The sequence below is a fragment of the Enterobacter sp. UPMP2060 genome (assembly GCF_053709655.1).
This window is the reverse complement of the sequence record NZ_JBSKJQ010000006.1, coordinates 227,334-249,286: the sequence shown is the minus strand read 5'-3', so window position 1 is coordinate 249,286 and position 21,953 is coordinate 227,334. Positions and strand designations below refer to the sequence as shown.

Annotated in this window: 21 protein-coding genes; 14 read left to right on the top strand and 7 right to left on the bottom strand. The window is 56.2% G+C overall.

The window, feature by feature from the left end; genetic code table 11:
• The first annotated feature begins 173 nt into the window (after positions 1-173).
• Together yjdI and ACWKXN_RS14790 are read left to right on the top strand one after the other, a co-directional pair.
• Positions 174-404, top strand: a complete 231-nt coding sequence (gene yjdI / locus ACWKXN_RS14795) for a 4Fe-4S mono-cluster protein YjdI (protein WP_008499689.1) — start codon at positions 174-176, stop codon at positions 402-404.
• 10 nt (positions 405-414) lie between these two features.
• A complete protein-coding gene (locus ACWKXN_RS14790; RefSeq protein ID WP_008499687.1) occupies positions 415-687 on the top strand; it encodes a GNAT family N-acetyltransferase in 273 nt (90 codons plus the stop codon).
• A gap of 27 nt (positions 688-714) precedes the next feature.
• Here the strand turns inward: ACWKXN_RS14790 and ACWKXN_RS14785 are convergent, their stop codons facing one another.
• Positions 715-1,326, bottom strand: a complete 612-nt coding sequence (locus tag ACWKXN_RS14785; RefSeq protein ID WP_039263308.1) for a LysE family translocator — start codon at positions 1,324-1,326, stop codon at positions 715-717.
• 115 nt (positions 1,327-1,441) lie between these two features.
• Between ACWKXN_RS14785 and ACWKXN_RS14780 the strand changes: the two genes are divergently transcribed.
• On the top strand, positions 1,442-1,912 hold the full coding sequence (locus ACWKXN_RS14780; protein WP_023309067.1) for an Lrp/AsnC family transcriptional regulator: 471 nt from the start codon (positions 1,442-1,444) through the stop codon (positions 1,910-1,912).
• A gap of 37 nt (positions 1,913-1,949) precedes the next feature.
• Here the strand turns inward: ACWKXN_RS14780 and ACWKXN_RS14775 are convergent, their stop codons facing one another.
• Together ACWKXN_RS14775 and ACWKXN_RS14770 are read right to left on the bottom strand one after the other, a co-directional pair.
• Positions 1,950-3,179 (bottom strand): amino acid permease, encoded by a 1,230-nt coding sequence (locus ACWKXN_RS14775; RefSeq protein ID WP_048979854.1) that lies wholly within the window; start codon positions 3,177-3,179, stop codon positions 1,950-1,952.
• Positions 3,180-3,298: 119 nt separating this feature from the next.
• Positions 3,299-3,760 (bottom strand): multidrug/biocide efflux PACE transporter, encoded by a 462-nt coding sequence (locus ACWKXN_RS14770; RefSeq protein WP_039263312.1) that lies wholly within the window; start codon positions 3,758-3,760, stop codon positions 3,299-3,301.
• Positions 3,761-3,865: 105 nt separating this feature from the next.
• On the opposite strand from ACWKXN_RS14770, the gene ACWKXN_RS14765 reads away from it, so the two are divergent.
• The 7 genes from ACWKXN_RS14765 (at position 3,866) to ACWKXN_RS14735 (ending at position 11,754) form a co-directional block, all read left to right on the top strand.
• Positions 3,866-4,732: a LysR family transcriptional regulator gene (locus tag ACWKXN_RS14765; protein WP_214580326.1), complete on the top strand. Its 867-nt coding sequence runs from the start codon at positions 3,866-3,868 to the stop codon at positions 4,730-4,732.
• 93 nt (positions 4,733-4,825) lie between these two features.
• Positions 4,826-6,004, top strand: a complete 1,179-nt coding sequence (locus ACWKXN_RS14760) for an acetyl-CoA C-acetyltransferase (protein ID WP_038417283.1) — start codon at positions 4,826-4,828, stop codon at positions 6,002-6,004.
• Positions 6,005-6,239: 235 nt separating this feature from the next.
• Positions 6,240-7,076, top strand: a complete 837-nt coding sequence (kduI, locus tag ACWKXN_RS14755; protein WP_039263316.1) for a 5-dehydro-4-deoxy-D-glucuronate isomerase — start codon at positions 6,240-6,242, stop codon at positions 7,074-7,076.
• A 63-nt stretch (positions 7,077-7,139) separates the two neighbouring features.
• Positions 7,140-7,901 carry a 2-dehydro-3-deoxy-D-gluconate 5-dehydrogenase KduD gene (gene kduD / locus ACWKXN_RS14750; RefSeq protein WP_033146454.1) on the top strand — a complete coding sequence of 254 codons (762 nt, stop codon included), beginning with the start codon at positions 7,140-7,142 and terminating at the stop codon, positions 7,899-7,901.
• Between the two features lie 313 nt (positions 7,902-8,214).
• Entirely contained in the window at positions 8,215-9,630 is a 1,416-nt protein-coding gene (araE, locus tag ACWKXN_RS14745; protein ID WP_032660200.1) for an arabinose-proton symporter AraE, read from the top strand.
• Positions 9,631-9,848: 218 nt separating this feature from the next.
• The gene (wzz(fepE), locus tag ACWKXN_RS14740) at positions 9,849-10,973 is read left to right on the top strand and encodes an LPS O-antigen length regulator Wzz(fepE) (protein WP_454543966.1); all 1,125 of its coding nucleotides are present in this window, start codon (positions 9,849-9,851) and stop codon (positions 10,971-10,973) included.
• An 88-nt stretch (positions 10,974-11,061) separates the two neighbouring features.
• Positions 11,062-11,754 (top strand): aspartate/glutamate racemase, encoded by a 693-nt coding sequence (locus ACWKXN_RS14735; protein WP_454543972.1) that lies wholly within the window; start codon positions 11,062-11,064, stop codon positions 11,752-11,754.
• Here ACWKXN_RS14735 and ACWKXN_RS14730 read toward each other — a convergent pair.
• Positions 11,749-12,675, bottom strand: coding sequence for a LysR family transcriptional regulator (locus ACWKXN_RS14730; RefSeq protein ID WP_033146451.1), 927 nt, complete (start codon positions 12,673-12,675; stop codon positions 11,749-11,751). The genes ACWKXN_RS14735 and ACWKXN_RS14730 overlap by 6 nt on opposite strands.
• A gap of 121 nt (positions 12,676-12,796) precedes the next feature.
• Between ACWKXN_RS14730 and lysA the strand changes: the two genes are divergently transcribed.
• Positions 12,797-14,059 (top strand): diaminopimelate decarboxylase, encoded by a 1,263-nt coding sequence (gene lysA, locus ACWKXN_RS14725; RefSeq protein WP_047060034.1) that lies wholly within the window; start codon positions 12,797-12,799, stop codon positions 14,057-14,059.
• Here lysA and ACWKXN_RS14720 read toward each other — a convergent pair.
• Positions 14,029-15,066, bottom strand: coding sequence for a LacI family DNA-binding transcriptional regulator (locus ACWKXN_RS14720; protein WP_454543965.1), 1,038 nt, complete (start codon positions 15,064-15,066; stop codon positions 14,029-14,031). The two genes, lysA and ACWKXN_RS14720, sit on opposite strands and share 31 nt — an antisense overlap.
• Before the next feature lie 229 nt (positions 15,067-15,295).
• Between ACWKXN_RS14720 and ACWKXN_RS14715 the strand changes: the two genes are divergently transcribed.
• Entirely contained in the window at positions 15,296-15,772 is a 477-nt protein-coding gene (locus ACWKXN_RS14715; RefSeq protein WP_064673566.1) for a GNAT family N-acetyltransferase, read from the top strand.
• On the opposite strand, the gene galR is transcribed toward ACWKXN_RS14715, so the two are convergent.
• Positions 15,733-16,749, bottom strand: coding sequence for an HTH-type transcriptional regulator GalR (gene galR / locus ACWKXN_RS14710; protein ID WP_023309052.1), 1,017 nt, complete (start codon positions 16,747-16,749; stop codon positions 15,733-15,735). The two genes, ACWKXN_RS14715 and galR, sit on opposite strands and share 40 nt — an antisense overlap.
• Before the next feature lie 623 nt (positions 16,750-17,372).
• On the opposite strand from galR, the gene aas reads away from it, so the two are divergent.
• Both aas and lplT read left to right on the top strand, forming a co-directional pair.
• Positions 17,373-19,532, top strand: a complete 2,160-nt coding sequence (gene aas, locus ACWKXN_RS14705) for a bifunctional acyl-ACP--phospholipid O-acyltransferase/long-chain-fatty-acid--ACP ligase (RefSeq protein WP_454543964.1) — start codon at positions 17,373-17,375, stop codon at positions 19,530-19,532.
• Positions 19,525-20,718 (top strand): lysophospholipid transporter LplT, encoded by a 1,194-nt coding sequence (gene lplT / locus ACWKXN_RS14700; protein ID WP_045888656.1) that lies wholly within the window; start codon positions 19,525-19,527, stop codon positions 20,716-20,718. Before aas ends, lplT begins: the two co-directional genes overlap by 8 nt.
• A gap of 93 nt (positions 20,719-20,811) precedes the next feature.
• Here the strand turns inward: lplT and ACWKXN_RS14695 are convergent, their stop codons facing one another.
• The gene (locus ACWKXN_RS14695) at positions 20,812-21,852 is read right to left on the bottom strand and encodes an NADP(H)-dependent aldo-keto reductase (RefSeq protein WP_454543963.1); all 1,041 of its coding nucleotides are present in this window, start codon (positions 21,850-21,852) and stop codon (positions 20,812-20,814) included.
• Between the last annotated feature and the right edge of the window lie 101 nt (positions 21,853-21,953).

The window sequence follows — 21,953 nt, the reverse complement described above, 5'->3', positions numbered from 1 at the left end:
GCCTGCGGAAGTTATGTAAAAGTGACATTTGCCGAGCCTGACATGGGCCAATAGCGGACGCAATCTGGCGAGAAAAGAGTTGTGACCTGGCTTTTCGTTTTCGGCGTTATAGCCATCAGGATCCCGTAAGGCTATGCTTCATTCAGCACGATAATAATTACAGAGGCAATGTCATGGATAAAGAACTACTGGATGCGGGTTACCGGGCCTATACCGGCGAGAAAATTGACGTTTACTTCAATACCGGGATCTGCAAACACTCAGGTAACTGCGTGCGTGGGAGCGCAAAGCTGTTTAATCTGAAACGTAAGCCGTGGATCATTCCCGATGAAGTGGACGTTGAAACGGTTGTACGCGTGATTGATACCTGCCCGAGCGGTGCGCTGAAGTATCGCCAAAAATAAGCGAGGAACCATGGATATTCTGGAAGGCCATAACAAGTTTTACGTCAATGATGCGAACGGCAACCAGGTCGCGGAGATTGTCTTTGTACCGACCGGCGAGCACCTGAGCATTATCGAGCACACCGACGTGGATGAAAGCCTGAAAGGGCAGGGCGTCGGTAAACAGCTGGTGGCGAAAGTGGTGGAGAAGATGCGCGGTGAGAACCGTAAAATTATCCCGCTGTGCCCGTTCGCGAAGCATGAGTTTGATAAAACGCGGGAATATGACGATATTCGGGCGTAAATAACACCGGCGATGGCCGGTGTTTTTTTATCTTACCTGCTCAAACAGCAATACCATCGCGATCAGCACCATTATCCCTCCTGACGCCATGCTCACCCTACGCGCCGCCTGTGGCCGGGTCGCCAGTACCGCTTTCGAACCATACCCCACCAGCAGATAGACCAGCGTACAGGTGATAAGGTGCATCACGCCAAGCGCGGACATTTGCATCGCTAGCGACCAGCTTCCGGTCGGGTCGGTAAACTGCGGAAGCAGCGCCAGGAAAAGCAAAAAGACTTTCGGGTTAAGGCCGCTAATGCAGAGCCCTTTCACCGCCCACTGTCTCCAGTTTCCCGCATGGTGGGTGGCCTTTTCCGGTGCGGCCGGGTGACGCAACAGCCCGATGCCAAGCCAGAGGAGATACACGGCCCCCGCAACGGTCAGCCCGGTTAACGCCAGCGGATGCTGAGCAATCACTACGCCCACGCCAGCCACCACAATCAGCGTAGCTAACAGATGCCCGGACATTAACCCCATCACCGCCGGTACCACGCGTCGCCCGTTAATCCCGGCGCTAATGGCGTAGGCCCAGTCGGCGCCCGGCGTCATGATGAGCAGAAAAGAAACCACCCAAAAGCCGGCCACAATACTCATTTCCATCGTCGTGAAAACTCCCGCAGTGCGTCAAACGTTGAGAAAAAGAATATCGCTAACCCTGCGAAATAGGCTTTCAATGTTATGCTCATAACACCGTGAAAATGAGAAAATCTTCCACATGGATAGCATCGATCGAAAAATTCTTGCTGAGCTACAGTCTGATGGCCGTTTATCCCTGACCGAGCTGGCGGAAAGAGTGAATCTGAGCCTCTCGCCGTGCCATCGTCGCGTGCGGGCGCTGGAGCAAAGCGGGGCGATAACGGGATACCGTGCCAGCCTCGACCCCGCCAAAATGGGGTTCAACTTCCTGGCGATAGTGTTTGCGACGCTGAAGGAGGGTGACAGAAAGGCGGTTAGCGCGTTTGAAGCGGCGGTGGAGGAAATCCCGCAGATCGTGCTGGCACAGCGTCTGTTTGGCGATCCCGATTATCTGATGCACGTCGTGACCCGCGACCTGTCCGCTTTCCAGAAACTCTACGACGAGAAGCTCTCCGCCATGCCCGGCGTGCAGCACCTTCGCTCTACGCTTGTGATGAAAACGGTCGTGCAGGACAGACCTTTTCCGCTGGAATCAGCAGGGCGAGACTGAGAGGCATGCCCGGCAGAACGCCGGGCATGCAGGGCGTTTAGCCGACAAACATCACCGACACGCACAGCACGCCGACGATCAGCGTCAGCAGGTTGCCAATGGAGCGGTACTGTTTCAGTGACGGGATCAGATACGTCGACAGCGTCGGCATGATAAACAGGATCATGGCGATAAGCGGGCCGCTGATGGCGTAAATCATCGAAATGGCGTTCGGGTTAATGCAGCAGACGGCAAAGGTGATTAACGACACCCCCATAATGGAAATCGCGCGGTTAAAGGCGCGGCTCTTTTTCACGCCCACCTGATTGAGCGACGACTTCACGATCTCCGTCGCCCCTTCAATCACCCCAAAATAGGTGCCGAGGAACGATTTCGACATCGCAATAATCGCCACGATAATCCCGGAAATGCCCAGCCACGCCGGAGAAGAAGGCATCATCGACAGCGCGGACAGGATCGTTACCCCTTGCTCTTTGGCGGCCACAATGTACGACGGCGGAATTGAGAGCAGACAGCTGAAGACAAAAAACAGCACGCTCAGGCAGATGATCAGGTATGCCACCTTCATGATTTTCTTGCATTTATCCATAGCACCGTCGGCAAATTTCTCGCGACGGTCAACGGCAAACGTTGAGATAATCGGGGTATGGCTGAAAGCAAACACCATCACCGGAATCGAAATCCATACCTGATGCAGCGTATGACGATCGAACGCCATCTGGCTGGTCAGCAGCGAGGGTTGCCAGCTTCCGGTCAGGTAGAGCGAGACAAACAGAAAATAGGCAATCAGCGGAAACACCAGGAAGCCCATCACTTTTATCGTGATATGGCGCCCCATCAGGAAGATCAGATTCAGAACCAGCACCACCCCCAGGCTGACCAGCACGCGAACGGCGGTATCCACCGTCAGGTGTTTCGCCAGCTGCTCCGTGAGCGAGTTGGTGATGGCCACCGCATAAATCTGTACCACCACAAAGAAGGCGATGAAATAGAGCGTGGTGATCAGGTTGCCTATCTTCCTGCCGTAATAGTGCGAGACGGCGCCGGTGATCCCTTCGTTGCCTTTTGTTTTCGACGACAGGATAAATTGCGCCAGCGCCCGGTGCGGCCAGTAGGTTAAGGGATAGGCCACGAGGGCGGTAATAAACAGGACGATAGCGCCTGCGGAGCCCAGCTGAATGGGCAAGAACAGCGTTCCTGCGCCCACGGCCGTGCCATAGAGAGCGAAACTCCAGAGAGTCTCATCTTTTGACCAAATTTTCGACATTAGAGCAACGTATCAACTATCAAACCATCGGAATGGCGTGCAATTTACCATAGTTATGCCTGAAGAGCGCAGTTGCTTCGACGGAGTTTGGCCGGAACGGGCGTCCGGCCAGAGGCGGTTTAGCCTGCCAGGGCGCGCCGTTGCTGGCGACGCTTAAGAAATTTCTCGCGCAGGCTATCGTATGCCCAGTTATAGAACATGGTGTACGGCAGGAAGAACAGGAAGAAACCTATTTCAAGCGTGAATGCCTGAAGCAGCGTAACGCCCAGCACGGCGGCGACAATCGACACGCCAATCACGATAAACCCGCATTCGAACCCCAGCGCATGCAGCGCGCGCACTTTCGCAGTACGTTTGACGCGCTGAACCGGCCAGAAACGGTCGAAGCCGAAGTTATAAAGAATGTTCCACAGCATGGCGGTGGTGGCCAGAATAATGGTCAACCCACCCATCTCCACTACGGAACGCTGCATCAGCCACGCCGCCGTAGGGGCGAGGATCGCCGTCGCGATCCCTTCGAAACAGACAGCATGAAAGATCCGCTCCGGCAGTTTACGTTGGAGTGCATCCTGATGTTGCATAGTCATAGACCTCATTAATTCGCCGGTATGGGCGTTGATGCAGCCTATTTTCATCGCTAAAGCTGATATATTAAAGATAGTATCCATCGCTAAAGTAGATAGGTTATGCGCTATTCACCCGAAGCCCTTAAGGCGTTTGTCGAGACCGTTGCGGCGGGCTCTTTTTCCGCTGCCGCACGCCGGCTGCGTAAAAGCCAGTCGACGATCAGCACGTCGATTGCCAATCTTGAAGCCGATCTCGGTTTCGAGCTGTTTGACCGCTCGGCGCGCCAGCCGGTGTTAACGGTCCAGGGAGAACAGGTGCTGGGCTACGTGCAGGCCATCCTGGCCGCCAGCACGCGGCTGGATGAGCTGGCGGTATCGCTAACGGCGCAAACGGAGGCGCGTCTGACGTTTGTCCTTTCCGATACCCTCAACCCGGACGTGCTGGAAGAGATGATGAAACAGTTTGACGCGCATTTTCCCCATACGGAATTCGAATGTCTGATTGGCGAGGAAGAGGACGTGATCGATCTGCTGCAAAAGGAGCGAGCGCAGATTGGCCTGACGGAAGCGCGCGACGGTTACCCTACGGATATTGGCGTCACCCGCCTGCCGATGCAGACCCGCATGGCGATCTACGTCGCGACCACGCATCCGCTGGCCGGACAACATGACGTTCAGCATGACGAGCTGCACGGCTGGCGAGAGCTGCGGCTCAGCACCTATCTTGAGCGCGAGGCTGAGATCGCGCGCGGGCCCGTCTGGTCAGCACCGAATTACCTGTTACTCTTGAGTATGGCGGTACAGGGATTTGGCTGGTGCGTGCTGCCGTGCGCGCTGGTGGATGAATTTGCCGCCGCGAAATCCCTGGTACAGCTCAATGTTCCCGGCTGGCCGCGGGCGATCGGCATCGATCTGCTGTGGAATAAACGATCCCCTCCCGGCGTTGCCGGCAGCTGGCTGCGGCAGTATCTGCAGGATGCGCGCTGATCCTTGTGATTAAACTCACTATTTTTAAACAATTAAGATAATTGCCAGTAACAATCCTCTACTATCGTCATGTCATTTAACACAGAGGTCGTGATGAAAGATGTCGTAATAGTGGGTGCGTTGCGTACAGCTATCGGCTGTTTTCAGGGAGCGCTCGCGCGTCACTCGGCGGTTGACCTGGGCAGCGTGGTGGTAAAAGCGCTGGTGGAACGCAGCGGGATCGCAGCACATGAAGTTGATGAGGTGATCCTGGGACAGGTCCTCACGGCCGGTGCCGGGCAAAACCCTGCGCGTCAGGCGGCGCTGAAGGGCGGGCTGCCCAATACCGTTTCGGCCATCACCATCAACGACGTCTGTGGTTCAGGATTAAAAGCGCTGCATCTCGCGACGCAAGCCATTCAGTGTGGTGAAGCGGACGTGATCATAGCGGGCGGGCAGGAGAATATGAGCCGCGCGCCGCACGTGTTGACCGACAGCCGGACCGGCGCACAGCTTGGCAACAGTCAGCTGCTCGACAGCCTGGTGCATGACGGGCTGTGGGATGCGTTCAATGACTATCATATGGGCGTGACGGCGGAAAACCTGGCGCGCGAGTACGGCATCAGCCGTGAGGTGCAGGATGCCTATGCGCTAAGCTCGCAGCAAAAAGCGCGTGCGGCAATTGATTCCGGTCGCTTTCGCGACGAGATTGTCCCGGTCAGCACGCAGCGTCAGAGCGGCGAGCGTATCCTCGTGGATACCGATGAACAGCCGCGCACCGACGCCAGCGCTGAAGGCCTGGCGAGGCTGAACCCCGCGTTTGAAATGCAGGGCTCGGTGACGGCGGGAAATGCCTCTTCCATTAACGACGGCGCTGCCGCCGTTATGATGATGAGCGAAAGCAAAGCCCTTGAACTCGATCTTCCGGTCCTGGCCCGCATCAAGGCGTTCGCCAGCGTAGGGGTTGATCCTGCGTTGATGGGGATCGCTCCGGTCTACGCGACCCGCCGCTGCCTGGAGCGCGCGGGGTGGCAGCTTTCGGATGTGGATCTGATCGAAGTGAACGAAGCCTATGCCGCGCAGGCGATCTCCGTCGGAAAAATGCTGGAGTGGGATCCCCTGCGGGTCAACGTTAACGGCGGCGCGATCGCGCTGGGCCATCCTATCGGTGCGTCCGGCTGCCGAATCCTGGTTTCGCTGGTTCACGAAATGAAAAAGCGCAATGCCCGCAAAGGGATTGCCACACTCTGTATAGGCGGCGGGCAAGGGGTGGCGCTGGCCATCGAACGCTAACCTCTCCTCATTCAAAATGACCTCCTCCGGGAGGTTTTTTTTCGCGTCCTTTTTCTCACGGCGGTTGAATTGTGATCCGAACATCATTTTCGCTATAAACAAAAATAAAAATGAAACGTTGTTTTAAATATAATTGAAAAGCCCGCTTTATGCCGATAGTATGTGCTCATTATGAAAAACGGAACGCTGTTTCGTTTATTTCCGCCTTCGGGCATGATCACATCTGGAGGTTACCGTGGACGTCAGAGAAAGCATCCACAGTGCGCACGCCAAAACGCTGGATACTCAGGGGCTGCGCAATGCATTTTTAGTCGAGCAGGTATTCGAGGCCGACAGGTACACCATGGTTTACAGCCATATCGACCGCATCATTGTGGGCGGGATTCTGCCGGTCACGAAAAGCGTCTCCGTGGGCGGTGAGGTCGGTAAACAGCTGGGCGTGAGCTACTTCCTCGAGCGTCGCGAGCTGGGGGTGATTAACATCGGCGGGCCGGGCACCATCACCGTAGACGGAAAATGCTATGAGATTGGCCATCGCGAGGCGCTGTACGTGGGTAAAGGGGCGAAAGACGTGGTCTTTGCCAGCATCGACGGCAGCAGGCCTGCGAAGTTTTACTACAACTGCGCGCCGGCTCACTCCACCTACCCAACTAAAAAAGTGACCACCGCAGACGTCGCACCCGTGACGCTGGGCGACAACCTCACCAGCAACCGCCGCACCATCAATAAATACTTCGTGCCGGACGTGCTGGAGACCTGCCAGCTCAGCATGGGATTGACCGAGCTGGCACCGGGCAACCTGTGGAACACCATGCCGTGCCATACCCACGAGCGCCGGATGGAAGTCTACTTCTACTTCAACATGGATGAGGACGCCTGCGTATTCCACATGATGGGACAGCCGCAGGAAACGCGCCATATCGTGATGCACAACGAGCAGGCGGTGATTTCACCGAGCTGGTCCATTCACTCCGGCGTAGGGACGAAAGCCTACACCTTTATCTGGGGAATGGTGGGGGAAAACCAGGTCTTTGATGATATGGACCACGTTGCGGTCAGCGATCTGCGCTAGTCGCGGGCGGTGAAGCATAAACCTGCCTGTGAGTGACAGGCTCTGAAAGAGTAAGGAATAAACATGATTCTGGATGCATTCTCTCTGCAGGGGAAAGTGGCTGTGGTTTCCGGGTGTGACACCGGGCTGGGTCAGGGAATGGCGTTAGGCCTGGCGGAAGCGGGCTGCGATATCGTCGGAATTAATATCGTTGAACCGACTGAGACCATCGAACGCGTGACGGCCCTGGGCCGCCGTTTCCTGAGCCTGACCGCTGACCTGCGTAAAATCGATGCCATTCCTGAACTGCTGGACCGCGCAGTGGCTGAATTCGGTCATATCGACATTTTGGTGAACAACGCCGGGCTGATCCGCCGCGAAGACGCGATCAGCTTCAGCGAGCGCGACTGGGATGACGTGATGGATTTGAACATCAAGAGCGTATTTTTCATGTCCCAGGCGGCGGCGAAGCATTTTATTGCCCAGGGGAAAGGCGGCAAGATCATTAACATTGCCTCTATGCTCTCGTTCCAGGGCGGCATCCGCGTGCCGTCTTACACCGCGTCCAAAAGCGCCGTAATGGGCGTGACCCGCCTGCTGGCAAACGAATGGGCGAAACATAACATCAACGTGAATGCGATTGCGCCGGGCTACATGGCGACCAACAACACGCAGCAGCTGCGTGCTGACGAAGAGCGCAGCGCGGCGATCCTGGAGCGTATCCCTGCGGGACGCTGGGGTCTGCCGAGCGATCTGATGGGGCCGATTGTCTTCCTGGCCTCCTCCGCATCGGATTACATCAACGGTTACACCGTGGCTGTAGACGGCGGCTGGCTGGCGCGTTAATTCCACCTGTATTAAGAACCTCTGCCTGTGGGCGGAGGTTTTTTTTGCGCAATAATTGGCTTAGTCCATATCGATAAAGATGAAAAATCCATACTAAAAAATCGCAAATGACGGTAATCACACTTTTATTGCTTAAATATTAACTGATTAGTAAAAATACGTGATTATTCGCCACGAGTTGAAATTGTAATGTCCATCACAGAACCGTATGCCGTAGCGGAATAATCCATAACTTCGCGATTTCCTGCCTGACACTTTTCTTCGCTTTCTCGTAATTTCAGTTAACGAATTTTGCTGTTGAGGCAGGAAAAATATGACATCGATAAATGACTCTACCCTAATGCCCGCTGCGCTGCGCGATACTCGCCGCATGAACCAGTTTGTCTCCATTGCCGCCGCCGTGGCGGGCCTGTTATTTGGACTGGATATCGGCGTCATTGCCGGCGCATTACCGTTTATTACCGATCACTTTACCCTTAGCAGTCGCCTGCAGGAGTGGGTGGTGAGCAGCATGATGCTCGGCGCGGCCATCGGCGCGCTGTTCAACGGCTGGCTGTCGTTCCGCCTGGGGCGCAAATACAGCCTGATGGTCGGGGCGATTCTGTTCGTTGCCGGCTCCATTGGCTCGGCGTTTGCCGCTAACGTTGAAATCCTCCTGCTCTCCCGCGTGCTGCTGGGCGTGGCGGTGGGGATTGCCTCCTACACCGCGCCGCTTTATCTCTCCGAAATGGCGAGCGAAAACGTGCGCGGCAAGATGATCAGCATGTATCAGCTGATGGTCACGCTGGGTATTGTGCTGGCGTTCCTGTCTGACACCTACTTCAGCTACAGCGGCAACTGGCGCGCGATGTTGGGCGTGCTGGCCTTACCGGCGCTGGTGCTGATCGTCCTGGTGATTTTCCTGCCAAACAGCCCGCGCTGGCTGGCGCAAAAAGGGCGTCACGTGGAGGCAGAAGAGGTTCTGCGCATGCTGCGCGATACCTCGGAAAAAGCGCGCGAAGAGCTGAACGAAATCCGCGAAAGCCTGAAGCTAAAGCAGGGCGGCTGGGCGCTGTTTAAGATCAACCGCAACGTGCGCCGCGCGGTCTTCCTCGGCATGTTGCTGCAGGCAATGCAGCAGTTCACCGGCATGAACATCATCATGTATTACGCGCCGCGCATTTTCAAAATGGCCGGGTTTACCACTACGGAACAGCAGATGATTGCGACTCTGGTGGTCGGGCTGACCTTCATGTTCGCCACCTTTATTGCGGTATTCACCGTGGACAAAGCCGGGCGTAAACCGGCGCTGAAAATTGGCTTCAGCGTGATGGCGCTCGGCACGCTGATCCTGGGCTACTGCCTGATGCAGTTTGATAACGGCACGGCCTCAAGCGGGCTTTCCTGGCTTTCTGTCGGTATGACCATGATGTGTATCGCAGGTTATGCGATGAGCGCCGCGCCGGTGGTGTGGATCCTGTGCTCCGAAATTCAGCCGCTCAAATGCCGTGACTTTGGCATCACCTGTTCCACGACCACCAACTGGGTGTCGAACATGATCATCGGCGCGACGTTCCTGACGCTGCTGGATGCGATTGGCGCTGCCGGAACCTTCTGGCTCTATACAGTGCTGAACGTAGCGTTTATTGGCGTTACGTTCTGGCTGATCCCGGAAACCAAAGGCGTGACGCTGGAACATATCGAGCGCAAGCTGATGGCAGGAGAGAAACTGCGGAACATCGGCGTGTGATTGTTTTGCATGTTAGAAGGCTTCACTCTATGCCGTAACTGGAAAAGAAAAAGGTGGCTTAGCCACAATAATAATGTGACTAAGATCACTACTAACTCTGGTAGGGAGTAGACACAGAGAGGGAACTGGCATTAGGATTTTTCTTAGATTGTTGAATTGTCGGGCCACCGCTATCAATTGAGCAAAGACGCGTTGCATCCGGAAAAAGAAGAATCACTATGTCAGAAATGGATTTAAGAAAAAGCACGGACCTCGACTTTCCCCGTTTTGCCGCCCCGGCTGTAAGCGCAAAAGAGATAGATCTTCTGGGATTGTTTGAGGTCCTTCTGGCGGCGAAAAAACGTATCGCCGCCATTATCTTTACTTTCGCGCTGGTGGGGCTGGCCGTTTCATTTTTACTGCCGCAGAAATGGACCAGTAAAGCGGTGATCACCCCGGCAGAACAGCTGCAGTGGAACCCACTGCGCCAGATGATGGTGGCGTTACAGGTGCTTGATGTGGACGTGAAGATCACCCGTCCGCAAACTTTTGACCTGTTTATTAAAAAGTTCCAGTCACAGTCATTGCTCGAAGAGTATATGACAACCTCTCCTTACGTAACATCGAAGCTGCAAGGCACCACGGTGGATCCGCTTGAGCTGCATCGCGCGATAGTCAACATTTCAGATCGAATGAAAGCGGTGAATAACGCTCAGGGAAAAGAGGCGGATAAAACACCTTATGTTTCCTGGACATTGAGCTTCACTGCACCGACAGCTGACGATGCGCAAGCCGTCCTGGCGGGGTACATTGATTATATCGCGGCTATTGTAGAAAAAGAGACGGTGCAGAATATCCGCAACCTGATCGCCCTAAAAACGAACGTCGTTGAGCAGCAGCTGGAACTGGATCGAGTTCGTCTGACCAATATTCACAATACCAACCTGCAGCGACTGAATTATTCGCTGGAAGTGGCAAATGCCGCAGGCATCAAGAGGCCGGTTTACAGCAACGGGCAGGCCGTAAAAGATGACCCGGATTACTCCGTTGCGCTCGGTGCTGACGGTATCGCGCAAAAGCTGCAGATTGAAAAAAATTTGAAGGACGTGACCGAGCTGAATGCGGATTTCCAGAACAGGGAATACTACCTTGCACAGCTGAAAAAGCTCTCCTTCGCCGATGTTAAACTTGAGCCATTCAGGTACCAGCTTTCTCCCTCCATGCCGGTGAAAGAGGATGGCCCGGGCAAGGCTCTGATTGTTGTTCTGGCGGCGCTTCTGGGGGGGATGTTTGCCTGCGGTAGCGTTTTACTTCGCGAGGCGATGCTCACCCGTACTTCGCCGCCAGAGCCGGTGGCGAAATAAGCTCTGCAGTTTAAAAAGGCGCTGAATACAGCGCCTTTTTTTATGTACTTCGGTTGTGTTAAAAAAGAAACAAAGAAAAGGAGGGATGATGAAAACGATCGGCCTGTTAGGTGGAATGAGCTGGGAATCGACAATCCCTTATTACCGCCTGATTAATGAAGGGGTAAAGCAGCGTCTGGGTGGTCTGCACTCCGCAAGCCTGCTGCTGCACAGCGTTGATTTCCATGAAATCGAAGCCTGCCAGTCGAGCGGGGAGTGGGGTAAAGCCGGAGAGATCCTGGCCCAGGCGGCGCTGGGACTGGAGCGTGCCGGCGCCGAGGGTATCGTGCTTTGTACCAATACCATGCACAAAGTGGCGTCGCATATTGAGGACCGCTGCTCGCTGCCGTTTCTGCATATCGCGGACGCGACCGGGCGTGCGATTGCGGCATCCGGGATGCGCCGCGTAGCGCTTTTGGGCACACGCTACACCATGGAACAGGATTTTTATCGCGGGCGTTTGCACAGTGAATTTGGGATCGAGAGCCTGATCCCGGATGAAGACGATCGGGCGCGCATCAATCAGATTATCTTTGACGAGCTCTGCCTCGGTACCTTCAGCGAATCTTCCCGGGCGTATTACGTCAGCGTGATTGAAAAGCTGGCGCAGCAGGGGGCAGAAGGGGTGATCTTCGGGTGCACCGAGATTAGTCTGCTGGTGCCGGCCGAGCGAAGCCCCATCCCGGTATTTGATACCACCGCCATTCACGCGGCAGATGCCGTGGCGTTTATGCTGTCATAAGGGGTTTTGCAGGTCAGGTAAGCGAAGCGCCACCTGACGCGCGTGCTCCATTAAGTGTTCGGTGAAAGCGTCCACCAGCGCGGAAGCCGGACGGTGCAGCGGGCGGATCAGGCTCACGGTGAACGGGACGGACACGCTAAAGCGGCGGATGACGATCCCGCTTCCGGCATAGTCCAGCGCCGTGAGCGGATTCACCACCGCGACGCCGACGCCTGCACGCACCATCGCGCAAATCGAAGCCGCACTGTGCGTTTCCACCACCATTCGCCGTTTGACCTGATGCTCGGCAAACAGCGTATCCAGCAGCTGTCTGTAACTGTCTGTCTGCGAAAGGCTAATGTAGTTTTCCCCGTGAAAATCCTCCGGCGTGAGCACTGCCTTACCGGCAAGCCGATGTCCGGCGGGCAGAACGCACACTTCATCTAACGAGATCAGCTCCGTGCGTGCCGTTCCCGCTGGCGTGGAAAGGGTTTCGGTTAAGCCTAAATCATGGCGCTGGGCCGAAAGCCACTCTTCAAGCAGGGGGGATTCCTGAGGAACGATAGTGAGGCTGACCTCCGGGTATCGGGCCAGAAAGGGCTGCAGCAGCATCGGCAAAAAGGATTGCGAAAAGACGGGCAGACAGACGATCGACAGCTCGCCCTGGCGAAACTCGCGCAGGCTTTCCGCAGCACTCACTATTCTGTCCAGTCCGTACCAGGAGCGCTGGACTTCCTCGAACAGGCGCAACCCCTGCACCGTCGGGTGAAGCCTGCCCCGGGTGCGCTCGAACAGCTTCAGCCCCAGCACTTTCTCGAACCGGGCCAGCTCGCGGCTCACCGTCGGCTGCGAGGTATGCAGCATCTGTGCGGCTTCGGTGAGATTGCCGGTGGTCATCACGGCGTGAAAAATCTCGATGTGGCGTAAATTGACGGCGGGCATAGGGCACCTGAAAGCAGATAACTGTCCATATCATTTTTGCATAGACTCGCGATAAAACGATATTTTTTATTCTCTTCGCGCTGTGGCGTAATCTTCAAAACGCATTTACCCGGAGAAGACCATGCCACGCCCGCTGAACCAGACTGAGACCGATTTGAACGCCGACAACCTGCTGCGCCTGCCTGCCGAGTTTGGCTGCCCGGTGTGGGTCTACGACGCGCAGATCGTTCGCGAGAAGATCGCCGCCCTGCATCAGTTTGACGTGGTGCGTTTTGCCCAGAAGGCGTGCTCCAATATTCATATTCTGCGCCTGATGCGTGAGCAGGGCGTGAAGGTCGACTCCGTTTCGCTTGGCGAAATCGAGCGCGCGCTGGCGGCCGGATTCGATCCGAAAGCCGACGGCGACGCGATCGTCTTCACCGCCGATGTGATCGACGATGCGACGCTTGCGCGCGTCCACGAACTGCAGATCCCGGTGAATGCCGGTTCTGTAGATATGCTGGAGCAGCTGGGTCAGGTTTCTCCCGGCCATCGCGTCTGGCTGCGCGTGAATCCAGGCTTTGGTCATGGTCACAGCCAAAAAACCAATACCGGCGGTGAAAACAGCAAGCACGGGATCTGGTATGCCGATATGCCTGCGGCGCTGGAGGTATTACAGCGCTATGGCCTGAAGCTGGTGGGGATTCATATGCACATTGGCTCTGGCGTCGATTACGGCCACCTGGAGCAGGTGTGCGGTGCGATGGTGCGCCAGGTTGTCGACTTCGGTCAGGATCTGGAGGCGATCTCCGCCGGTGGCGGCCTCTCCATTCCTTATCGCGAAGGCGAAGAGGCGATCGATACCGATCACTATTACGGTCTGTGGAGCGCCGCGCGCGACCAAATTGCCGCGCATCTGGGCCACGCGGTGAAGCTGGAAATTGAGCCGGGTCGTTTCCTGGTGGCGGAAGCCGGCGTGCTGGTTTCGCAGGTGCGCAGCGTCAAAGAGATGGGGTCTCGCCACTTCGTCTTGATTGATGCAGGCTTTAACGATCTGATGCGTCCGTCCATGTACGGCAGCTATCACCACATTACCGCACTGGCTGCCGACGGCCGTGATTTAACGCAGGCGCCGCGCGTTGAGACGGTCGTTGCGGGCCCGCTGTGCGAATCGGGTGACGTGTTTACCCAGCAGGAAGGTGGCAAAGTGGAGACTCGCGCGCTGCCAGAGGTCAAACCGGGTGATTATCTTGTGCTGCATGATACCGGTGCCTACGGGGCGTCGATGTCATCTAACTACAACAGCCGCCCGCTGCTGCCGGAAGTGCTGTTTGATAACGGCAAGGCACGGCTGATCCGTCGTCGCCAGACCATTCAGGAACTGCTGGCTTTAGAACTCATCTGATGAAAGTACGGCCCCGTTGTGACCGAATCGCGTAACACCAGCGTGCCGGTAAACGGCGGGATAGCATTGACCGGCTGGTTTTTTGCCAGCCGGATCGCCTGATCGATGGCCGTGACAATCATATTGTCGATGGGCAGATAAACCGATGAGAGCGCAGGCTCCAGCCATTTCGCGCTTGGGGCATCGTCAAAGCCGAACAGTGAAATATCCTGCGGAATTTTAAGCCCCGCCTGGTGTAACGCTTTGGACGCCCCCAGGGCCATATCGTCGTTACAGGCAAACAGGGCGCTAAACGGCACTCCGTCGGCAATCAACTCCTTGCACAGCTCGTATCCCCGCGTCATTCCCGCATCGCCGTACTTTATCCGACGCTCGTCCAGACGAATGCCGTGCTTTTCCAGCGCTTTACGGTAGCCCATCAGCCGCGCTTTCCCGGTTGGGGTATGGATCGGAACGGTGATACAGGCGATCTCCCGATGGCCCTGGGCGATCAGGTAATCCACGGCCTTAAATACGGCATCCTGCTGTTCGAAAAACACGCAGCGATCCGGCGCCTGGCTCACTTCACGGTTAATGACCACCAGCGGCGTTTTCACGGTGTTCATCAGTTTGACGATCGCTTTTTCGCTCATGTAGCGCGTGTAAAGCACGATGGCATCGCACTGGCGATCGGCCAGCATCTGCACCGCCTGTTCTTCCTGTTCCGGCGCGTCGTGACCGTCGGTGACGATCAGCTGTTTCCCGTGAGTTTCCGTCTGCCGCGACGCCTGCTGGAGAAGACGACCAAAGTAAAAGCCGTCGAAGGTCGAGACGACCAGGCCAATGCTGTTGCTGGTCTGGTTAGCCAGCGAACGCGCGAGAAAGTTCGGGCGATATCCCAGCTCTTCCATCGCAGCAAAGACCTGCTGACGCGTACTCTCTTTAACCTGACCTGTGCCGTTCAGCACGCGCGAGACGGTAGCCTTCGACACGCCCGCACGCAGTGAGACATCCAGCATTGTTGCCATTCTACATTCCTGCTTCCACGTAATGATTTGCAGTTTAACACAGACCTCACGGCGTATAAGCGATGCGGGAAGCGCAAAACTTCTGCCACGATCACGCTTTTTGGTCACGATTCGTCTGGCCTGCGTGAAGTAAAACTAAATAGTCTGACTCTGGTAAAATAATCGCCGAACCGAGCTGGGGCGACAGGCCAGCAAATACATGAGAAAACGCAGGTGAAACGTGAAAAATATAGCCATCCTCCCGCTTTACCAGGCACCGCACTATGCGGAGCAGGTCACCGACTGGCTCTGGCAGGCCTTTGGCGAAGGGCTTTCTCGTGAATTTTTCCACAGCATCATTGAGCACAGCCAGACGCCGGGAGCATTACCGCTGACCTTTATCGCCGTAGAAGACGAACAGCTTGTTGGTACGGTAGGGCTCTGGCGCTGCGATTTGATCACCCGTCAGGATCTCTTTCCGTGGCTGGCGGCGCTCTACGTTGACGACGCGGCGCGAGGCAAGGGGCTGGCAGGAAAGCTACAGCAGCACGTTATTACCTGGGCCGCGCAGGCGGGATATGAAGAACTGCACCTCTGGTCTGCCTGCCGCGACTTTTACGAACGTTACGGCTGGCAGTATATCGGTGATGGGCTGGAATACCCCAACACGCGGGTTCACCTCTATCGCTATTCGCTCTGCGCTTCCGCAGGTGAAGCAACGGAGTGACGGCGAACCAGCGTCGGGCTAAACAGATGCGTAATATCCGGCGGCTGGCGCTGTTCAGCCAGCGCTAGCGCCAGCTCGGCGGCCTGCGTTGCCATGGTGATTATCGGGTAGCGTACGGTGGTCAGACGCGGGCGCACGTAGCGAGAGACCAGCACGTCATCGAAGCCAATCAGCGAAATTTCTGCCGGTACCTCAATCCCGTTGTCATTCAGCACCCCCATTGCCCCTGCGGCCATCGAGTCGTTATAGCTGGCAACCGCCGTGAAATTTCGTCCACGACCCAGCAGCTCGGTCATGGCCTGTTCACCGCCGCTCTCATCCGGTTCACCGTAGGCCACCAGACGGTCATTGCACGGCAGGCCGTTTTCGCGCAGGGCGTCGTAGTAGCCCTGCAGGCGGTCTTCCGCATCAGAAATCGGGTGATTGGAACAGAGATAGCCAATCCGGGTATGGCCCTGTTGAATCAGATGACGGGTCGCAAGCCAGGCACCGTAGCGGTCGTCGAGGGCCACACAGCGTTTTTCAAACCCGGGAATAATGCGGTTGATGATCACCATCCCGGGCATCTGCTTCATCAGGTGAATCAGTTCGGCATCCGGGATCATTTTGGCGTGAACTACCAGCGCCGCGCAGCGGTGGCGGATCAGCTGCTCGATGGCCTGACGTTCTTTTTGCTCATTATGATAGCCGTTGCCGATCAGCAAAAAATTGCCTGTCTGATAAGAGACCTGTTCAACCGCTTTCACCATGGCGCCGAAAAAGGGGTCGGAAACATCACCCACTACCAGCCCAATGGTTTCGGTGGACTGCTGGGCAAGCGCGCGGGCATTGGCATTGGGATGATAATTCAGGGATTCCATGGCGGTTTGTACCGCCTGGCGCGATGCGTCACTGGCTTTTGGGGAGTCGTTAATCACACGAGAGACGGTTGCCACCGACACACCTGCCAGACGGGCCACATCCTTTATTGTCGCCATTCATTACCTTCTTATTGGGGGTAAGCGTTTACACACCAAATAGTGTTGCGGAAAAGCGGCGCGCATTCAAGGGGAGCGGATTTCCGCGCTCCACAAACGTGACGCAGGACAACCCTGGTAGTGTAATCGTTACACGCGCATTCATGTCTGAAGAATGTCAATCTGAACCTTTGGTTACACTTTGCGTCAGGCTGTTGCGATTGGCCGATGGCGAGGTGGTCAAAGAGGTTGATACAGTCAAAGTCCCAGAGGTATTGATAGGTGGAATCAACTCCGGTTGATTAACACGCTTTACACCAACCTGCGTTTTTACGCAGGTTTTTTTTGCCTGATAGTTCAATCTGTAACAGCAACAGAGAATATTCACACCTGGTTGCACTTAGGCTCATTCCCTTGCGTTTTCCTGCTGGCGAAGCGCAGGGCGAACGGCCACAATCAAGATCCCAGAGGTATTGATTGGTGAGAATTCTTAGTACGGTTTCGTACTCATCTCTTGCACCAACCTGCGCGGATGCGCAGGTTTTTTTTCGCCTCCACTTTTGCTGTCGCTCCCGTATCACTTCTCGTGTAATCTGCCACCATTTACTATCAACCCTCCACACTGGCCGGCAAAGGGAGTTGAGATGCTATTTGGGTTCTTCCGTACACTGTTCCGTATTCTTTTTCGCATCCGCGTCACTGGCGATGCCCAGGCGCTTCGCGGTGAACGCGTTCTTATCACACCAAATCATGTTTCCTTTATAGACGGCATTCTGCTGGCGCTATTTTTACCCGTGCGCCCGGTGTTTGCGGTCTATACCTCTATCAGCCAGCAGTGGTACATGCGCTGGCTCACGCCGCTGATTGATTTTGTGCCGCTCGACCCGACAAAGCCGATGATGATTAAGCATCTGGTGCGTCTGGTTGAGCAGGGGCGTCCGGTGGTTATTTTCCCGGAAGGGCGTATTTCAGTGACCGGTTCGCTGATGAAAATCTATGACGGGGCGGGGTTTGTTGCCGCGAAATCAAAAGCGACCGTGGTGCCGCTGCGCATTGAAGGCGCAGAACTGACCCATTTCAGCCGCCTGAAGGGGCTGGTGAAGCAGCGTCTGTTCCCAAAAATCACGCTGCATATTCTGCCGCCCACGTCGTTACCAATGCCGGACGCGCCGCGTGCCCGCGATCGCCGTAAAATCGCCGGGGAAATGTTGCATCAGATTATGATGGAAGCGCGCATGGCCGTGCGCCCGCGCGAAACGCTGTACGAGTCCCTGCTTTCCGCGCAGCACCGCTATGGCGCGAAGAAAAACTGCATCGAAGACATCAACTTTACCCCGGATACCTATCGCAAGCTGCTGACCAAGACCCTGTTTGTGGGCCGTATTCTGGAGAAGTACAGCAAGAAGGGCGAAAAGATTGGCCTGATGCTGCCTAACGCGGGCATCAGCGCGGCGGTGATTTTTGGTGCGGTTTCCCGGGGGCGTATCCCGGCAATGATGAACTACACGGCGGGCGTGAAAGGGCTGACCAGCGCCATTACCGCTGCGCAGATTAATACCGTCTTTACCTCTCGTCAGTTCCTGGACAAAGGCAAGCTCTGGCATCTTCCCGAGCAGCTCACCCAGGTGCGCTGGGTCTTCCTGGAGGATCTGAAAGCGGACGTGACCACCGGCGACAAGCTGTGGATTTTTGCTCACCTGCTGATGCCGCGTCTGGCGCAGGTCAAACAGCAGCCGGAAGATGACGCGATTATCCTCTTCACGTCGGGATCGGAGGGCAACCCGAAAGGCGTTGTCCACAGCCACAAGAGCATTCTGGCGAACGTTGAGCAGATCAAAAGCATTGCCGACTTTACCGCGAATGACCGTTTTATGTCGGCGCTGCCGCTGTTCCACTCCTTTGGCCTGACGGTGGGGCTGTTTACGCCGCTGCTGACCGGCGCAGAAGTGTTCCTCTACCCAAGTCCGCTGCATTATCGCATTGTGCCGGAGCTGGTGTATGACCGTAACTGCACCGTCCTGTTCGGCACCTCAACCTTCCTCGGCAACTACGCGCGCTTCGCCAATCCGTATGACTTCTATCGCGTGCGGTATGTGGTGGCCGGTGCGGAAAAACTGCAGGAGAGCACGCGTCAGATCTGGCAGGACAAGTTTGGCCTGCGCATTCTCGAAGGCTATGGCGTTACCGAGTGTGCTCCCGTGGTCTCGATTAACGTTCCGATGGCGGCGAAGCCGGGTACGGTGGGCCGAATTCTGCCGGGGATGGACGCGCGTCTGCTGGCCGTGCCGGGCATTGAATACGGTGGCCGTCTGCAGCTGAAAGGGCCAAACGTGATGAACGGTTATCTGCGCGTGGAAAACCCAGGCGTGCTTGAGGTGCCGACGGCTGAAAACGTCAACGGCGAGGTTGAAACCGGCTGGTACGACACCGGTGATATTGTCCGTTTTGATGAACAAGGCTTTGTACAGATTCAGGGACGCGCGAAGCGCTTCGCCAAAATCGCCGGTGAAATGGTCTCGCTGGAAATGGTTGAGCAACTGGCGACGGCCGTCTCCGCGGATAAGATGCATGCGACGGTAGTGAAGAGCGATGCCAGCAAAGGCGAGGCGCTGGTGCTGTTTACGACCGACGCTGAGCTTAAGCGCGACAGGTTACTAAGCTATGCGCGTGAACACGGTATTCCTGAACTGGCGGTGCCGCGCGATATTCGCTACCTGAAGCAGCTCCCGGTGCTGGGTAGCGGGAAGCCCGATTTCGTGACCCTGAAAGGCATGGTTGAAGAGGCGGAACAGCAAAATGCGTGAGTCAGTACACACTAACACATCACTCAGGTCGAAAGGCATGATGGCCGTTATCGCCGCACAGTTTCTCTCTGCGTTCGGTGATAACGCGCTGCTGTTTGCCACGCTGGCGCTGCTGAAGGCCGAGTTTTACCCCGACTGGAGCCAGCCGATCCTGCAGATGGTGTTTGTGGGCGCTTACATTATCTTTGCTCCGTTCGTCGGGCAGGTGGCGGACAGTTTCCCGAAAGGCCGGGTGATGATGTTTGCCAACGGCCTCAAGCTGCTGGGTGCCGCCAGCATTTGCTTTGGCTTCAACCCGTTTATTGGCTACACGCTGGTGGGCATCGGCGCTGCCGCCTACTCCCCGGCGAAGTATGGCATTCTCGGAGAGCTGACCACGGGCGATAAGCTGGTGAAAGCCAACGGCCTGATGGAGTCGTCAACCATTGCCGCAATCCTGCTCGGATCCGTCGCGGGCGGCGTACTGGCCGACTGGCATGTCCTGGCGGCACTGGGCATCTGCGCGGTGGTGTATGGCGGGGCGGTTGTGGCGAACCTGTTTATTCCCAAACTGCCGGTGGCTCGCCCGGGGCAATCCTGGCGCTTTAAACCAATGACCGGCAGTTTCTTTACCGCCTGTCGCGTGCTGTGGCGTAACGGAGAAACGCGTTTTTCCCTGATGGGAACCAGCATGTTCTGGGGCGCGGGCGTCACGCTGCGCTTCCTGCTGGTGCTGTGGGTGCCGGTAGCTCTGGGGATTACCGACAACGCGACGCCGACCTATCTTAACGCGATGGTGGCTATCGGCATTGTGGTGGGGGCAGGTGCGGCGGCGAAGCTGGTGACGCTCGAGACGGTAGCACGCTGCATGCCCGCAGGGATCCTGATTGGCGTCGTGGTACTTATTTTCTCGTTGCAACATGCATTATTGCCTGCGTATGTCCTCCTCATCCTGATTGGTATTCTGGGCGGTTTCTTCGTGGTGCCGCTGAACGCGTTACTGCAGGAACGTGGCAAGCAGACCGTCGGGGCGGGGAACGCCATCGCGGTACAAAACCTGGGTGAAAACCTGGCAATGTTATTAATGCTGGGGCTCTACTCGCTGGCGGTAAAAGTGGGTGTGCCGGTGGTGGGGATTGGCGTCGGGTTTGGTGGGCTGTTTGCGCTGGCGATTGCGGGATTGTGGGTCTGGCAACGTCGGCGCTGATAAGTGCGGCCTGATGCCCTCACCCCGGCCCTCTCCCACAGGGAGAGGGAGCAAACCCTAAAAACGGCAACGTGCGTTGCCGTTTTGCTTTTATTACGGCGCAGGATACGTATAAACCTGATGCACCGCTTCAATCTCCGCTAACACCTCTTCACTCAGGTTCAGATGGAAACTCTCAATATTGGTTTTCAACTGTTCCATTGTGGTCGCGCCCAGCAGGGTGCTGGCAACAAACTGCTGACGACGCACGAAGGCCAGCGCCATCTGTGCAGGGTCAAGACCGTGACGCTTTGCGATATCCACATAGGCTGCAACGGCTTTCTGTGTCTGCTCGCCGCTGTAGCGGGTAAAGCGGCTAAAGAGGGTATTTCTCGCCCCGGCCGGTTTCGCGCCGTTCAGGTATTTCCCCGTCAGCGTGCCAAAGCCGAGACAAGAATAGGCGAGCAGTTCCACTTCTTCATATTGCGTCACTTCGGCCAGACCCACCTCATAGCTACGGTTAAGAAGGCTGTACGGGTTCTGGATGGTGACGATACGCGGCAGATCGTGTTTATCTGCCAGGTGCAGATAGCGCATTACGCCAAAGGCCGTTTCGTTAGAGACGCCAATGTAGCGGATTTTTCCCGCGCGCTGGCACTCGGTCAGCGCTTCCAGCGTTTCCAGCAGCGTTACGGCGGGGGCGCTCTCATTCCAGCTGTAGCCGAGCTTACCAAAGCAGTTGGTTGGCCGCTGCGGCCAGTGCACCTGATACAGGTCGAGATAGTCGGTTTGCAGGCGCTTCAGGCTGGCGTCCAGTGCGGCGCGGATATTCTTGCGATCGAGGATCTGATTCGGGCGGATCCCGGTATCGTTGTTGCGCGCGGGGCCACTGACTTTTGAGGCAATCACCAGCTTTTCACGGTTGCCGCGTTTTGCCAGCCAGTTACCGACGTAGGTTTCGGTAAGTCCCTGCGTTTCAGGACGTGGCGGAACAGGGTACATCTCCGCGACATCAATCAGGTTAATCCCCTGGCTGACGGCGTAATCGAGTTGTGCATGGGCATCGGCTTCGCTGTTTTGTTCACCAAATGTCATCGTGCCCAACCCCAGTTGGCTAATTTCCAGAGCGCTGTGGGGGATACGGTGATAATGCATAGCCGGCTTCCTCAGTAGACTTATAGACCGCGTCAGGGCGTGCCCGACAAAGGAATATAAACATGGCAGAGGGGAAGCAAAAGGGGAAGAAAAAAATCAAA